The sequence below is a fragment of the Corallococcus sp. AB018 genome, from assembly GCF_003986945.1.
GTDB lineage: Bacteria > Myxococcota > Myxococcia > Myxococcales > Myxococcaceae > Corallococcus > Corallococcus exiguus.
Genome location: NZ_RAWR01000250.1, coordinates 1 through 14879, shown reverse-complemented (window position 1 = coordinate 14879; position 14879 = coordinate 1). Strand labels below are relative to the sequence as shown.

Sequence of the window (14879 nt, the reverse complement as noted above, 5' to 3'; positions counted from 1 at the left end):
GTGTGCCACGTCCGGGGGGGGGGAGGTGGTACTTCCGACTACCGGTGGCGAGGGATGTTGCGGGCCACGTGCAGGGCCCACGCCTCCGCCGAGTCCAGCTCCGCGCGGGCCTCGGCATAGCGGTCCTTCGCCGCTTCACTCGCGTCGTTGGCGAAGATGGCGTCGTGCAGCTCCTTCTGGGCGCGGGTCAGCCGCAGGCTGGTCTGCAACCACAGCCGGGCCGCCATGCGCGGCGTAATCACCACCTGGGTGGGATCCCACACCTCCAGGGCGGCGTAGTCAGCGGAGGACAGCTCTTCATAGTGGGGGGCCTGCTCGGTTTGTGCGTTCATGCCCGGATGTTCGCCACGGATTCCGGGCAGGGCATCCGGGCCACCTGGGCAGGAAGACGGCCACTGGTGAGCAGTCGAGGACAGTTCCTTCATCCCCCGGGGTACTCGCCTTCCTTGATTTGCGGGAAAACTTAGTACAGTGAGGCTGGGGAATGCTTCCCACATTGCAACCATGGAGGGATTGGGTGCCCTTCTCCTAGAATCCTCCGCTCCATTCGTGAAGTGAGAGGGATTACCTGGACCTGAACACCTTGAACAAGCTGCTCACCGTTGGCGTCCAGAACGGGGCTTCGGACATCCACTTCCGCCCTGGGGATCCGCCCATCTACCGGGTGAACGGCGTGTTGCGGCCGTTGAAGATGGAAAAGCTCCAGGCTGATCACACGAAGCAGGTCGCGCTGCACGTGATGAACGATCCGCTGGTGAAGGCGCAGGTGGACAGTGTGCAGGAATGCGACTCGTCCTACAGCCTTCCGGGCGTGGCGCGTTTCCGGGTGAACATCTACCGGCAGCGCGGCTCGCTGGCCTGCATCCTGCGCATCATCCCGGATGAGATTCCCAGCATCGACGGGCTGGGCCTGCCGCAGGTGCTGAAAACCATCGCCGGCAACGAGCGCGGGCTGGTGCTGGTGACGGGGGCCACGGGGTCCGGCAAGAGCTCCACGCTGGCGTCGATGATCAACCACATCAACCACACGGAGAGCCTGCACATCCTCACCATCGAGGACCCCATCGAGTTCATCTACAAGAACGTGAAGTCCTCCATCTCCCAGCGGGAGATTGGCCCGGACACGGCGAACTTCTCCATCGCGCTGAGAGCGGCGCTGCGTCAGGACCCGGACGTCATCCTGGTGGGCGAGATGCGCGACACGGAGACCATCGACATCGCGCTGAAGGCTTCGGAGACGGGCCACCTGGTGCTGTCCACGGTGCACACCACGGACGCGTCGCGCACCATCAACCGCCTGGTGTCGGTGTTCCCCGCGGAGGAGCAGACCATGGTGCGCATGCGCCTGGCGGACTCGCTCAAGGCGACCGTCTCCCAGCGCCTGCTGCCCAAGGCCACCGGCAAGGGCCGCACGGTGGCGCTGGAGATCATGGTGCAGACGAAGACGGTGGAGCAGTACATCCGGGACGACCGCGCCTCGGAGCTGAAGGACGTCATCGAGAAGGGCCGCGACATGTTCGGCATGCAGTCCTTCGATCAGCACCTGACGCAGCTGTACCGCGCGGGCGACATCACGCTGGAGACGGCGCAGAGCGCGGCCTCCAACCCGGCGGACTTCCAGCGCGCGCTCGAGTTCGACTGAGAGCGCGCGCCGGAAGGTGACTTCCGAGGCCTACTTCTTCGCGGACGGCTTGTTGATGTTCGCGAAGAAGTCGTTGCCCTTGTCATCCACGACGATGAAGGCGGGGAAGTCGACCACGTCGATCTTCCACACGGCCTCCATGCCCAGCTCGGCGTACTCCAGCACCTCCACCTTCTTGATGCAGTCCTGCGCCAGGCGCGCGGCCGGGCCGCCGATGGAGCCCAGGTAGAAGCCACCGTGCTTCTTGCAGGCCTCCGTGACGGCCGGGGAGCGGTTGCCCTTGGCGAGCATCACGAAGCTGCCGCCCTCCGCCTGGAACTGATCCACGTACGCGTCCATGCGGCCCGCGGTGGTGGGGCCGAAGGAGCCGGACGCGTAGCCCTCCGGCGTCTTCGCCGGGCCCGCGTAATAGACCATGTGGTCCTTGAGGTACTGGGGCATGCCCTCGCCCCGGTCCAGGCGCTCCTTGATCTTGGCGTGCGCGATGTCGCGCGCCACCACCAGCGAGCCGGACAGCGACAGGCGCGTCTTGATGGGGTAGCGCGACAGCTCCGCGCGCAGGTCGCTCATGGGGCGGTTGAGGTCCAGCTTCACCACGTCGCCGGCCAGGTCCGTGTCCGTGGTTTCCGGCAGGTACTTCGCGGGGTCCGTCTCCAGCGCCTCCAGGAAGACGCCGTCGCGGGTAATCTTCCCCAGCGCCTGGCGGTCCGCGGAGCACGACACTGCGATGGCCACCGGGCAGGACGCGCCGTGGCGGGGCAGCCGGATGACGCGCACGTCATGGCAGAAGTACTTGCCGCCGAACTGCGCGCCAATGCCGGTGCGCTGGGTGAGCTTGAGCACCTCCTGCTCCAGCTCCACGTCGCGGAAGCCCCGGCCCAGCGCGTTGCCGGACGTGGGCAGCGTGTCCAGGTAGCGCGCGGAGGCGTACTTCGCCGTCTTCAGCGCGAACTCCGCGGACGTGCCGCCCACCACGATGGCCAGGTGGTACGGCGGGCACGCGGCGGTGCCCAGCGCGCGGATCTTCTGCTCCAGGAACGCGAGCAGGCTCTGCGGGTTGAGGACGGCCTTCGTCTCCTGGAAGAGGTAGCTCTTGTTCGCGGAGCCGCCGCCCTTGGCCATGAAGAGGAACTTGTAGGCGTCGCCGTCGGTCGCGTAGAGCTCGATCTGCGCGGGCAGGTTGTTGCCCGTGTTGACCTCCTTGTACATGTCCAGCGCCGCCATCTGCGAGTAGCGCAAGTTGGCTGTGAGGTACGTGTCGAACACGCCCCTGGAGATGGCCGCCTCGTCGCCGCCGCGGGTGAGGACGTACTGGCCCTTCTTGCCCATCACGATGGCGGTGCCGGTGTCCTGGCAGGAGGGCAGCACGCCGCCCGCGGCGATGTTCGCGTTCTTGAGCAGCTCCACCGCCACGAACTTGTCGTTGGACGACGCCTCCGGGTCCTGGAGGATGTTGGCCAGCTGCCGCAGGTGGCCCGGGCGCAACAGGTGCGAGATGTCCCGCATGGCCTCGCGGGTGAGCAGCGTGAGCGCCTCCGGCTCCACCTGGAGGAAGCTGCGTCCGCCGGCCTCGAACGTGGAGACGCCCTCCTTCGTGAGCAGGCGGTAGGGCGTCTCGTCCTTGCCAAGTGGCAGCATGTCCTGGAACTGGAAGTCACTCATCGCGGGAGGGTCTCTTCGAGAAGGGGTGGACGGGCGGGGACTCTACTCACGGGGCGGCGCGCGGGGCGGCACTTCGTAGAGGTAGACATGCGTGCGGTAGAGGTCCTGGAGCCGCACGCTGCGCACGGGCGTCCAGCCGCGAAGCCCGAAGGTGTGGCTCAGGATGCGCGCGCCTTCCGGCAGCTCGGCCGCGAAGCGGGGCGCCAGGCGCGTCATGATGCCCGGGGACAGGTAGCAGACGACGCAGGTTGCGTCCTGGAAGGACGCGGCGAAGAAGTCCCCGTGAAGCAGCGTGAGGTTGGGACGGGGGAAGAGCCGCTGGCGCAGCCGGCTGAAGAGCCACGGCAACCAGGACAGCTCGTACGCGACGATGCGCGCCTGGGGGCAGTGGTCCGCCAGGTTGAAGGCCACGTCGCCCCAGCCCGAGCCCAGGTCCAACACGGTGCCCCGGGTGTCCGCCGGGAGCATGGCCAACAGCGCCCGCCGCACCCGGGGCGAGCTGGGCATGGGCGGCGCGCCGGTGCGCAGCGTGGAGACGACGATGGACAGCACCCCCACGAGGAGCACCGCCCAGAGCAGCAGGAAGAGAAGGAAGGAGCCGGTCTCGCTCACGGTCAGCGCGCATCATCGCGCGGGGACGCCCCGGCGTGGGGCCCTACTTGCGAGGGTGGTTGCCGGCGTCCATGCGGACCACGCGGGGCGCGCTCGGGTCCGTCTGGGTGGTGACGGGGACAGGAGCGGGCGCGTCAGGCTCGAAGAGCGCCCTGCCCAGGACGAGGCAAAGAGCGGCCCCTACGCAGAGTGCCAGCACGTGGAAGTAGTACGCCATGGGACGTGGGTCCAAGCACGGACCATACCAGCGGCCACCCTCCTCGGAAGGTGGGGGCTGAAAGGCCCCGCTTGTATCCTTCCTGGCCACAGGTGCAGTCAGCCGGTGGCCGCCCAGGCAACAGCTCCCTCACCCGGCGTCAAACCTTCGCGCGCCATGGTTTTTCACTCGGCGCTCGAGGGCCTCAGACGGAGGGCGCGGACTCGGTGGGGTCCTGTTCAGGGCGGGGCGGGCGGTGGGCGGCGGACTCCAGCCGGTCCACGTTGCGCAGCTCCGGGAAGAGCCAGGCCCAGAGGCCCACGACGATGAGCGTGCCCACGGCGCCAATCACCACCGCGTGCACGGCGCCCAGGGCCTCCGCGAGCGAGCCCGCGCGGAACTCGCCCAGCTCGTTGGAGGCGCCGATGCACATCATGTTCACCGCGCCCACGCGGCCGCGCATGTCGTCCGGCGTGGAGACCAGCTCCAGCGTGTGGCGCACCACCACGCTCACCATGTCCGCCGCCCCGCCAATGGCGAGCGCCACGAGCGACAGGGGCAGGGACCTGCTCAGGCCGAACACCAGCGTGGCCGCGCCGAACACCGCCACCGCGCCGAACATCTTCCACCCGGCGTGGCCGCCCAGCGGACGGAACGCGAGCAGCACCGCCACCACCGCCGCGCCCGCGGCCGGAGCGCTGCGCAACAGGCCCAGGCCCCACGGGCCGGTCTGCAGCACGTCGCGCGCGTAGATGGGCAACAGCGCCACCGCGCCGCCCAGCAGCACCGCGAAGAGGTCCAGGGTGAGGCTGCCCAGGAGCAGCCGCTTCTGGCGCACGAAGCGCAGGCCCGCGACGAGCGTCGTCAGGGAGATGGGCTCGCGCGACGCGCTGCCGGTGCGCACCTTGAGCGAGAGGATCCACACGATGGTGAGCGCGCACAGCGATGCGGACGTGATGTACACGCCCTTGCCGCCCAGCCACCCGTAGAGCAGGCCGCCCACGGCGGGGCCCGCGATGGTGGCCACCTGCCACGTGGTGGAGTTCACCGCCACCGCGCGCGTCAGCTCCTCCGGCGGCACCAGGTAGGGCGTGAGCGCGGAGCCCGCGGGCGCGTAGAAGGCTCGCGCGGTGCCGAACAGCACCAGCACGCCGTAGACGAACCGCACGTCCGTGACGTGGCCCAGGGTGAAGGACAGGAGCAGCAGGCTGCACACCAGCATCACGCCCTGGCAGATGGCCAGGATGCGGCGGCGGTCGTAGCGGTCCGCCACCTGTCCGCCCAGCAGGCTGAAGGCGAGGAAGGGGACGAACTGGGACAGGCCCGTGTAGCCCAGCGCGAGCGCGCTCCCGGTGAGCTCGTACACCTGCCACCCGATGGCCACCGACTCGATCTGCGCCGCGAGCACCGCGCACAGACGGGCGATTTGATACAGCCGGAAGTCGCGGTGACGGAAGACGGAGCTGGCGAGGACGGAGGGGGTATCGGCCATGGAGTGGGCTGCGCTGTAACGCAGCCCGTCCCCCTTGCGCCAGCGACAAGGGGCGCACGGCCCCGGCGCGCCTTATGTGGTCGCGCGCATCTTGTTCAGCCGGTCGTAGTGGCGGTAGCCCAGCTTGTCGAGCGCGGCGGGCGGCGCGAGGCCGATGTCCACCAGCGTCTTGATGTCGTACGTGCCCGCGAGCACCGGCGGCGCGTAGTTGGCCACCGCCTCCGGCGTGCGGAAGCCGGGCAGCGGGAAGAGCACCTGGCTGGTGTGCACGTGCATGAAGTGCGCGGCGGACTGGCGCTGCCACCCCGGCACGCCCGGCGCGGTGATGACGTGCGGCGTGGCGAGGAACGTGCCGCCCGTGAGGATTTCCAGCTGCTGGCCCACCTGCGCCACGATGCAGCCCGCGGGCGCGGTGCCGCGCACCATCGCGCCATTGGGCGCGTCCGGCGTCGCGCGCGTGCGCAGGTACAGGCCGCTCTGGTCATCCGGCTTCGGCGCGGGGCGGCCTTCCGGATCCAGGAAGCGGCCTCCGGGCAGCAGCGTCAGCAGGTTGAAGTCGGTGTGCTCCTCGCCCCAGAGGATGCCGGTGTTCACCTGGGACGGGCCCAGCGGCAGGTACTGGAGCGCGCGCGTGACGTGGGGCGCCTTCTCGCAGGAGGCGGTGAAGGTGTCCTGCGGCAGGTTCAGCGCCAGGGCGGCGCCGCGCAGCAGCTTGAGGCCGGCCTCGTGCAGCGCGGTGCCCATGGTGAGCAGGCCCTCCTGGAAGAAGGGCGGCGCGTCGTCCGGCCAGATGTTCTCCGGGTACAGCTCCGGGAACTCCATGGCGGACTGCGGGTCGGTGGGCGTGGGCGCCGCGAAGTAGCACTCCTTGAAGTCCGGCTGCCCGTTGCTGGCGACGGCGACCTCCGTGTTGGGAGGCGTCCAGCCGCGCTGGTACCAGAGGTCCGCGCGGCCCAGGGAGCGCTTCTGGGCGTCCGGGCGGGCCACGAAGGCGGAGAACGCGTCGTAGAAGCGCTCCAGCGCCGGCGCGTCCACGCCGTGGTTCTTCACGAACACGAGGCCGAAGACGCCGAAGGCCTCGCGCAGGGCCGCCGCGGCGCGCTCCAGGCGCGCCGGTTCACCCGACGCCAGGTCCAGCAGGTCGACCGTCGGGATGTTCATCGTGGGGGTGTCCGCCATGGTGGGCCCAGGTGTATCGCGCCCGGGCCCGGCTGAGGAGGGGGACCGTGCCTGCCCGCCCTCCTCGTTCCAGGGAAATCCGGAAGAGGTCCCCTCCTGCGGACTCACGGCTCCCCTCAGCGCGCGGCGACCGTGACGTCCACGGGGGCGCACGTCACGGGCGTGGACTGGTACTCGCCGCCGGCGCGGGGGACGTCCTCCTTGCGCGTGGCCACGTCCATCAGCGCGTCGCGGAAGGTGATGCGGTACGTGCCCGGCTTCTTGAAGTCCCAGGCCTGCGTCACCTCCACGGTGTTCTCCACCGTGGCGCCCGGGGCGATGGCCGCGTAGCTGTCCGCGCCCGGGGCCGCGCGCTTCACCATGGGGCCCTGGTACGGCATCTCCTCGCCGTCGCGAGTGACCTGGAACACCGTGCCCAGGATGCCCTCCAGCGGCGTCTGCCACTTGAGCACCCAGACGGGCGACTCCGAGCGGTTGGTGAGCTTGAAGAGGACTTCAATGGACTCGCCGGCCTTCGCCTTCGGGTGGACGCTGAGGGCGCACTCCAGCTTCGGGGTCGTCACGGCGGTGGGCTCCTTCGCGGGCTCGGCGGCGGGGGGCGGCGCGGCGGGAGGCGGCGTCGCGGCGACGGGGGCCTGCTGTTGCGCGGGTGCCTCCGCGGGCTTCGGGGTACAGGCGGTGACACCGGCGGCGGTCAGCACCGCGAGCCATGCGAGGTTCCTTCGTCCCAGGCCCATCACGTGACGCTCCTTGTGTTCGTGCTGCGAAAAGAAAAGGGGCGCGAGCCCATGTGGCCCGCGCCCCGGAGTCAACGGTCCCGCGTCACCTTACGGCAGCGAGGGGTTGTTCTCCGCGAAGTATTCGTGGCTGTCCGCGTTGTCCCGCGCGTTGGTGGGGTTGGACCGGGCCAGGTTCTTCGCGGCCGTCTGGCCGTAGGCCCAGTCGTCCGTGCCGGCCACGACGTTGAAGTGGCTCATCTCGTGGACCAGCGTGCCCGCGCGCGAGTCCGTGCCCGTGTTGGGGGCGTTCCAGAAGGCGCCGCACACGTAGATCTTGTACGGCGAGGCCGGGTACACGTACGCGTAGGTCCCGCTCTCGTTGCAGCTGCAGTCCACGACGACGGCGGCGGACGCGAACGCGTTCTTGATGCTGTTGAAGTGCGTCTTGATGACGTTCCAGTTGGAGCTGGAGTACGTGCCGAACCACGTGGTGTAGCGGCTGGTCGCGGACGGCGTGGCGCTCAGGTACGTGTACGCGTTGTTGGAGTAGGTCTTCGCGCTGTTGTACGCGTTGGTGATGGTGGTCTGCTCGGAGGCGGTGCACGCCCCGGAGTAGGACAGGCCCTGCGCCGTCACCGTGCGCATCGCCTCGATGCCCTCGAGGCTGTTGCGGCGGCCCTCGATGAAGAGGCTGACCGCGTTGGAGGACAGCGCCGTCACGCCCGCGCGCGCCTCCAGCTCGTAGCGGATGGTGTAGGTGCCGGAGACGGACAGGTCATACGCGTCCGACACGACGACCGGACCGGAGAGGCTCTCACCGGGGGCGATGGTGACCATGTCCTCGGCGCGGCCCTGCACGCGCTTGAAGTGCGCGCCCGTGTACTCCACCGGCTGGCCGTCGCGAGACACCGACAGGCGGCCCTCGTTGAGGCCCTCGCCCGGCGCGTCCCACTTGTAGATGCTCACCGGCGAAGAGGAGGTGTTGGTCAGCGTCACCTCCACCGTCACGCGCTCGCTGGCGGCCATGGAGGCCTTGCCCGCGGACACCTGCGCCGTCAGGGCGCCCTGGGCCTGCTCGGTGGCCTCGGTCGGGGTGGGCTCACCCTCCGCCGGAGGAGCGCCGCAACCGCTCAGCAGGGAAACGCCGACCACCGTGCCCATCAGCCACTTGAAACCGCGAAGGCTCTTGCTCACGAGGAACTTCCTTTCGGAATACGACGCGACGAAAACGCCCAAGGGGGAATGCCCGGGTGTGCATGCTTATAGGGGAAACCGGGCCCGCAGATGATGGCATGAAATACTGTGAAATAAATGCCTGCCGGCTATCCGGTTTCACGGCGCGTCGCGGCCAACCGTGGCATGGAGCGTTAGTCTTCACGCGGCACGCATTGCGTGTGGCACAAACAAAGACACAGGGAAGGGGTGGCGGAAAATGCGCGCGGTGGTGTTCGAGCACGAGGAGCACGAGGGGCCAGGCCTCTTGGGGCCGGCGCTGGAGGCGGCGGGCTTCACGCTGGTGCGGCGCTTCCGGACGGTGAAGCGCGAGGACGTGGACGCGCCGCTGGTGGTGGTGATGGGTGGGCCCATGGGGGTGTACGAGGCGGACGCCCATCCGTTCCTGAATGAAGAGCTGGCATTGCTGGGAGAGCGGCTGGCGAACGACCGCGCGTGCGTGGGCGTGTGTCTGGGTGCGCAGCTGTTGGCGGCGGCGGCGGGTGCGACGGTGTCGCCGGGGAAGAATGGCTTCGAGGTGGGCGTGGGGCCGGTGCGCTGGACGCAGGACGCGCTGAAGGACCCGGTGGTGGCGGGCGCGAAGCCGCGCACGGCGGTGGCGCACTGGCATGGGGACACGTACACGCCGGTGCCCGGCGCGACGCTGCTCGCGTCCACGGACCGGTACACGCAGCAGGCCTTCCGGCTGGGAAAGTCGTATGGCTTCCAGTTCCACCTGGAGCTGACGGCGCAGGAGCTGGGGCGCTGGCTGGAGCTGGGGGAGGAGGACCTCGTCACCCGGGGCAAGGACGTGGCGGCGCTGGAGGCGCAGCTGCCCAAGCTGAAGGCGGCGGAGGCGGAGAACACGGAGCTGCTCCAACGGCTCGCGCATCAGCTGGCGAAGGGCCTACGCTGACGGCCGTCCAAGGCAAGGGGAGGGCCGGACGCCATGAAGCTGACCCGTCTGCACGTCCACCACTACCGAGGGCTCGCGCCGGACACGGTGCTGACGTTCGGCCCTGCCCTGAACGTGGTGGTGGGCGCGACGGGCAGCGGACGCACGACGCTGCTGGAGCTGGTGTCCGCGGTGCTGTGCTCGGACTTCTCCGGGCTGCTGCGGGAGCCGTTCTCGCTGGAGTACGCGCTGCGCTTCGACGCGCTGACGGTGGACGTGGCCGTGCGCAACGAGCCGCCCGCCGCGCTGCCCGCTACGGCCGGGGAGGGCGGCTCCGATGCAGGCCCTGGCGCCGCATTGGCGCTGCCGCCGGCGGCGTTGGCGCACGGGCTGATGCCCTCCATCGTGGCGACGGTGCGGTGGGACGCGGCGGAGGACGCGCGGCTCGTCATGCGCGCCAGCGCCACGGGCTTCGCGTGCGAGGTGGCGGGCGCGGCTGGCTTCTCCAAGCGCATGCACTGGTCGGTGTTGGACCGGTCCGTATGGACGCTGCTCTTCATGGCCGCGCAGTACCTGGAGCGCGGCGTGAAGGACCGGCTGAAGGACCTGCTCCGGGAGACGTTCCTGCTGGCGCCGCCGCGCTTCGACGAAGCGCTGGGCATGTTCGAGCGCATCGGCGCCATCCGCTACGCGATGGAGCAGCGCGGTGAGGAACTGTTTCCGCTGGGACTCATGGCGCTGCCCACGTGGATGCCGGGCTGGCTGCGCGAACAGGTGGAGCGCGAGCCCGTGCCCCCGTCGCTGCTCTTCCGCCACGAGGCGCAGCCCCAGGGCTTCCTCGCGCGCTTCGTGACGCTGGCGGGGTTCGCTTCAGGCACGCTCACCGTGGACGTGACGGAGACGACGCCGCTGTCCCAGGGCGGACGGTTGGGCTTCAGCGGCTTCCGTTTCGCGTTCGTGCGGCCGGACGGCACTCCGGTGACGCAGGAGCAGCTGGGCCATGGCCAGAAGCGGCTGTTGTCCTTCCTCTACTACCTGGACGTGCACGAGTCCTTCGTCATCGCGGACGAGCTGGCGGACGGCCTGCATCCGGACCTGGTGCGCGCGTGCGTGCGGGACATGGGGAAAAGGCAGGCCTTCGTCACCAGCCAGAACCCGCTGGTGCTGGAGCAGCTGGAGTTCACCCACGCGGAGCAGCTGCGCACGTCGTTGATCCGCTGCCAGGGCGGCGGCGGGCCCGGGCGCTGGCGGTGGACGCAGCCGACGCCGGAGGAGGCCGCGCGGTGGTTCGACGCTTCCCGCGCGGGCTCCGTGCCGCTGGGCGCGGTGCTGCGCGCCCAGGGCTTCGGATGACCGTCAGGGCGCCGTCGACGCCTTGAAGAGGAAGTCGTCGTCGAAGCCGCGCGAGACCAGGTTCCTTCCAAGGTGGAGGGTGCCGGAGAAGTAGCCGATCCCCACGAACGCGCCCTGCTTGTTCACCGCCACGTCCGTGAAGAACGGGCGTCCGGTCGAGCTGTACGTGTGCCTCCACTGCTGCTGACCTTCGATGCGCTCCAGCCTCGCGGTGAAGAGCGTGTAGCCGGAGGGCGAGTCCGGCTCGATGGAGGCGCCGCCCACGACCACTGCGTCGTCCTCGGCCACGGCGACCGCGCCCACGGCCTGCGGGTAGGCGCGGGCCCAGCGCTCCTCTCCGGCCCGGGTCCACGCGACGAGGAAGCCGCCGCCCGGGACCGGGGGCGTAATCGTCTGGCCCCGGAACGTGAAGGCGCTGCTGAACTGGCCTCCCACCACCACGCGGTTGCCGTGCACGGCGATGCTCGCGGCTCCTCCCGACGCGCCCACCAGCGACCGGGTCCACGCCACCGTGCCCGAGGGGGTCACCTTCCAGACCTCCGGGTCAGGGTACAGGATTCCCGCGAAGTAGAAGGCGTCCGCTTCATCCACCGCGACGCTGGCACCACTGCTCAGGATCAACTGCTCGCGGACGGTCCACTGCGCCGCGCCGGCGGCATTGAACTTCGTGAGGAATGCGGTCACGACGTCCGTCACCTGCGAGGAGTTGGGCCCTTGGCCGAAGTCCACCGTGCGGAAGGCGTTGCCCGTCATGGCGATGCCGTCCTGCGAGTCGGTGACCAGGTCATGGGGAGAGATGTTGCCCGTGAAGTGCCGGGCCCACTGGAACTGCCCCGTCTTGCGCAGCTTCAGCAGGAAGGCGCCTGCCGGTTGGAGTCCCCCTCCCAGGTCGATGGGCTCGTTCGACGTCCCCGCGACGAGCACGTTGCGCTCCCGGTCCACCGTGAGCGCCACCGCGTCGACGAAGTTCTGTCCGCCGGGAGGAAGCACGCCTTCATAGGCGCGGGTCCACAGCAGCGCGCCGGCCGTCGTGTACTTCGCCACCGCGAAGCCAATGCTGTCGGGGTTCCCGGAGCCGACGGGGCCCGCGCCCAGGTCCACGCTGCCCTGGTAGAGGAACAGCGCGAGGATGTTGCCGTCGCGGTCGAAGTCCACCGCGTGGGCCTGGTCGAACCGGGGGGACCCCAGGTGCTTCACCCAGGCGAAGGCTCCCCCCGAGAGTGCCGCCTCCTGCGTCCGTGCGGACGCCTCGGGGGCCTCCGAGGGCCCGCACCCGCCAAGCGCCGCTGCGATCACGGCGCCCCAAAGAAGCCGCCAGCCCATCACCCTGCGAGTCGTTCCCATGTGTCCCCACCTCGCTGTCCCCAAAGACAGACAGTGCGAGTTAGGAACGACCTGCAGGCAGGCACACTGCCCTGGAGGGCAGTGGGGCTTTGATGCCTGAACAGTCCGCAGGGGCGCGGTCAGCGGCCGGAGAGCAGCTCCGTGGTGAAGGAGAAGCCGCCCAGCAGGTAGGGCATGGCGTTCATGCGGTTCTCATGTTTGAGGTACCAGCCGGCCATGAGCAGCACGGTGGGCTTGCTCATGACGCCGCCCGGCTTCGTGTCGAAGGCATACGCGACGAGCGGGCCCACGCGGACGTGCGAGTTGGTGGGCAGCTTTCGCCCGGGCAGCGGCTCCACCGCGTTGGTGTCTTCGTCGTAGCGGGGCCACACCGCGGAGAGCCGGGCGCCCAGCGTCCACTGTCCGGCCAGCCAGAGGAGGTCCGTGTCGTTGGCGAGCACCCAGCCCTTGCCGGGCACCAGCGTGTCCAGCGTCGGGTCGTAGAACGTGCCGCGCGTGCCGCCGTCGCGCAGCGACATGTTCCAGTACTCGATGGCCAGCTTCGAGCGCAGCGCCAGGGACTTCACCTTCGCCTGGAGCATGGGCTCCACGAAGAAGTGGTGCCCGGAGGTGCCGTAGGCGGTGTCATTGGTCGCGCTGCGCAGGTCGTCGTCGTAGGGCTGGAAGGAGTCCGGATAGGACTGCACGCTGCCGAAGGTGCCGAAGAACTGGACGTACTCGTAGCCGGCGCGGACGTTGAAGATCGCCAGCGGTTGCAGCTCCACCACGGGCCCCAGCTTGAAGAACGCGGGACTCAGCCGGAGGCTCGCGCCGGCGCTGGCGTACGTGTCGCGCAGGAGCAGGGAGGGGCTGTCGGAGAGGCGCTTCTGGTAGACGAGCCGGTTCTGCGACTCGAGCCCCAGCGGGTTGTAGCGGACCACGTTGAGGGTGGTGAAGTAGACGCGGCTGTCGGGCAGGAGCGGCTGCACCGGGAGTGGCACGTCCTCCGTGATGGGCGCCTGGGGCTGCTGCGCGGCCACGGGTGCGCCCAGGCCCAGGAGGCCGAGCAGCGCGGCGCGCGTGAGCGCCTTCGACAGGGACGGGGAGCGGACAGGCGTCGGGCGTTGCGGGAACACGTTCGCGGGCATGCATCCTCTCGGCGGAGTCCGCGGGAGCGGCCCACGGGCAAGGGCCACCCGTGGCGGGCGGCGGGAGCGTCGTGCACATGACGTGGGCGCTTCAAGACGCACCAGGACGAAGCCGCCGGATGACACCCGGCGTCACCAAATGTTTCACGGCTCGCGGGCGGGGTTTCAGAACGTGAGCTGGAAGCGGGACATGAGGACGTTCTCGGGAGGGCGGTCGGCGCCATCCGGAGCGCCGCCCTCGTAGTTCGTGCGGTGGAAGTTCATGGCGAAGCGCACGCGCCGGTTGAAGGCGAACGTCGTGGCGACGCCGAAGCCGCTCGCCGCGCTCACGGATTGCGCGGGGTTGGCGAAGCGGGGGAAGGCGGCGTCGTCAATGTCCAGGGCGTGGTAGCGCGCCGCCACCTCCAGCGCGCCGCCCTTGAGCGTCTTCGGGTCGAAGGGCGTCGTGGGCCGGGCGCCTTCGAAGGACGCCTTCCCTCCGAACACCCACGACACCGACGTCTGCCACGCGTGGTTGCGCAGCCGCGCGCGTGCGTCCGCGATTCGCACCTCTTGTGACGAGCGCACGTACTCCGCGAGGAGGCCGAAGGCCCCCCAGTAGAAGTAACCCTGGGGCGCGAGCCGCAGGTGCTGGCCGTGCGCCGTCACCGTCTCTCCGGTGTTCGCGTTGTTGAGATAGCTGAAGATGATCTCCTGGCCCGTGCTGCGAAAGGGCGCGAGCCCGGTGTTGGTGGCGGTGCCGAACTGGAGGCCGCGCGTCACCGCGATGCCCAGCCCCAGTCCCTGGAGGAAGGACGGCTCGCGGCCCTTGAAGGGCAGGGCGAAGACGCGGGCGACCAGGTCGAAGCTGTCGTCAGGATTGGTGTCGGTGCTGGCGCCGTCGGGGTCTCCATTCACCACCGCCAGCGAGTACTGCCACCGGCCGCCTTCGCCCTCGCCGTGCAGCTCCAGGCCCTCGTCGCGGTTGGGGACCAGGTCCACCGTGAGCGAGCGCTCGATGAAGGGGTTGTCCATGTCGGACTGGAGCAGCTCCAGTCCGAACGGCGTCTTGAACCGGCCCGCGCGCAGGCGGACCCATTCCCCTGGACGGAAGTCGATGAACGCGTCCTGGATGATCGGCTGATTGACGCCGAAGTCCGGCATGAGGCGGAAGTCGATGAAGCCGAAGAGCGTCCCGTCCAGGATGGGGCGCATGCGCCGCACGAGGAACGTGTTGGTGCCGGTTCGGTCGATGTCCGCGAAGTAGAAGCGCCCGTCGCCCTGGAGCTGGCCGCGCAGCTTGAGCACGAAGGCCTTGTCCGAGGACGACAGCGTGAAGCCTTCCTCGGAGACGTTGATGACTGGCGGCTCGGCGGCCTTGGGAGGCTCGGCGGACTTGGGAGGCTCGGCGGCCTGGGCGTGAACGCGGGGGGCGGCGAGCAGCAGGCCCGTGGCGGCGAGGAGGGC

14 protein-coding genes are annotated in these 14879 nt (G+C 69.6%); 3 read left to right on the top strand and 11 right to left on the bottom strand.

The genetic code is table 11. The features are described 5' to 3' along the window. Positions 1-38: 38 nt before the first annotated feature. Positions 39-332: a FruA-associating protein, FapA gene (locus tag D7Y11_RS36710; protein ID WP_120558715.1), complete on the bottom strand. Its 294-nt coding sequence runs from the start codon at positions 330-332 to the stop codon at positions 39-41. A gap of 251 nt (positions 333-583) precedes the next feature. On the opposite strand from D7Y11_RS36710, the gene D7Y11_RS36705 reads away from it, so the two are divergent. Further along, the gene (locus D7Y11_RS36705) at positions 584-1642 is read left to right on the top strand and encodes a type IV pilus twitching motility protein PilT (RefSeq protein WP_233597530.1); all 1059 of its coding nucleotides are present in this window, start codon (positions 584-586) and stop codon (positions 1640-1642) included. Positions 1643-1672: 30 nt separating this feature from the next. Here D7Y11_RS36705 and D7Y11_RS36700 read toward each other — a convergent pair whose 3' ends face one another. From D7Y11_RS36700 to D7Y11_RS36675, 7 genes are all read right to left on the bottom strand, one after another. Beyond that, positions 1673-3304 carry a fumarate hydratase gene (locus D7Y11_RS36700; RefSeq protein ID WP_126935996.1) on the bottom strand — a complete coding sequence of 544 codons (1632 nt, stop codon included), beginning with the start codon at positions 3302-3304 and terminating at the stop codon, positions 1673-1675. Positions 3305-3346: 42 nt separating this feature from the next. Further along, the gene (locus tag D7Y11_RS36695; protein WP_126935995.1) at positions 3347-3916 is read right to left on the bottom strand and encodes a class I SAM-dependent methyltransferase; all 570 of its coding nucleotides are present in this window, start codon (positions 3914-3916) and stop codon (positions 3347-3349) included. Between the two features lie 43 nt (positions 3917-3959). Beyond that, on the bottom strand, positions 3960-4133 hold the full coding sequence (locus D7Y11_RS43550) for a hypothetical protein (RefSeq protein WP_158642042.1): 174 nt from the start codon (positions 4131-4133) through the stop codon (positions 3960-3962). Between the two features lie 184 nt (positions 4134-4317). Continuing rightward, positions 4318-5604 carry an MFS transporter gene (locus D7Y11_RS36690; protein ID WP_126935994.1) on the bottom strand — a complete coding sequence of 429 codons (1287 nt, stop codon included), beginning with the start codon at positions 5602-5604 and terminating at the stop codon, positions 4318-4320. Positions 5605-5676: 72 nt separating this feature from the next. Continuing rightward, the gene (locus tag D7Y11_RS36685) at positions 5677-6783 is read right to left on the bottom strand and encodes an isopenicillin N synthase family oxygenase (RefSeq protein WP_126935993.1); all 1107 of its coding nucleotides are present in this window, start codon (positions 6781-6783) and stop codon (positions 5677-5679) included. A 116-nt stretch (positions 6784-6899) separates the two neighbouring features. After that, positions 6900-7520, bottom strand: coding sequence for a protease (locus D7Y11_RS36680; RefSeq protein WP_126935992.1), 621 nt, complete (start codon positions 7518-7520; stop codon positions 6900-6902). Between the two features lie 90 nt (positions 7521-7610). Continuing rightward, on the bottom strand, positions 7611-8696 hold the full coding sequence (locus D7Y11_RS36675; protein ID WP_120580892.1) for a M35 family metallo-endopeptidase: 1086 nt from the start codon (positions 8694-8696) through the stop codon (positions 7611-7613). A gap of 238 nt (positions 8697-8934) precedes the next feature. Between D7Y11_RS36675 and D7Y11_RS36670 the strand changes: the two genes are divergently transcribed. Together D7Y11_RS36670 and D7Y11_RS36665 are read left to right on the top strand one after the other, a co-directional pair. Then, positions 8935-9630: a glutamine amidotransferase gene (locus tag D7Y11_RS36670; protein ID WP_126935991.1), complete on the top strand. Its 696-nt coding sequence runs from the start codon at positions 8935-8937 to the stop codon at positions 9628-9630. Positions 9631-9663: 33 nt separating this feature from the next. Beyond that, complete coding sequence (locus tag D7Y11_RS36665; protein WP_120580890.1) at positions 9664-10962, top strand: AAA family ATPase; 1299 nt, start codon at positions 9664-9666, stop codon at positions 10960-10962. 3 nt (positions 10963-10965) lie between these two features. Here D7Y11_RS36665 and D7Y11_RS36660 read toward each other — a convergent pair whose 3' ends face one another. The 3 genes from D7Y11_RS36660 to D7Y11_RS36650 form a co-directional block, all read right to left on the bottom strand. After that, on the bottom strand, positions 10966-12306 hold the full coding sequence (locus D7Y11_RS36660) for a hypothetical protein (protein ID WP_126935990.1): 1341 nt from the start codon (positions 12304-12306) through the stop codon (positions 10966-10968). Positions 12307-12425: 119 nt separating this feature from the next. Continuing rightward, positions 12426-13433, bottom strand: coding sequence for a hypothetical protein (locus tag D7Y11_RS36655; protein ID WP_126935989.1), 1008 nt, complete (start codon positions 13431-13433; stop codon positions 12426-12428). A 165-nt stretch (positions 13434-13598) separates the two neighbouring features. After that, a partial coding sequence (locus D7Y11_RS36650) for an OprO/OprP family phosphate-selective porin (protein ID WP_126935988.1) occupies positions 13599-14879 on the bottom strand: 1281 nt, incomplete at its 5' end.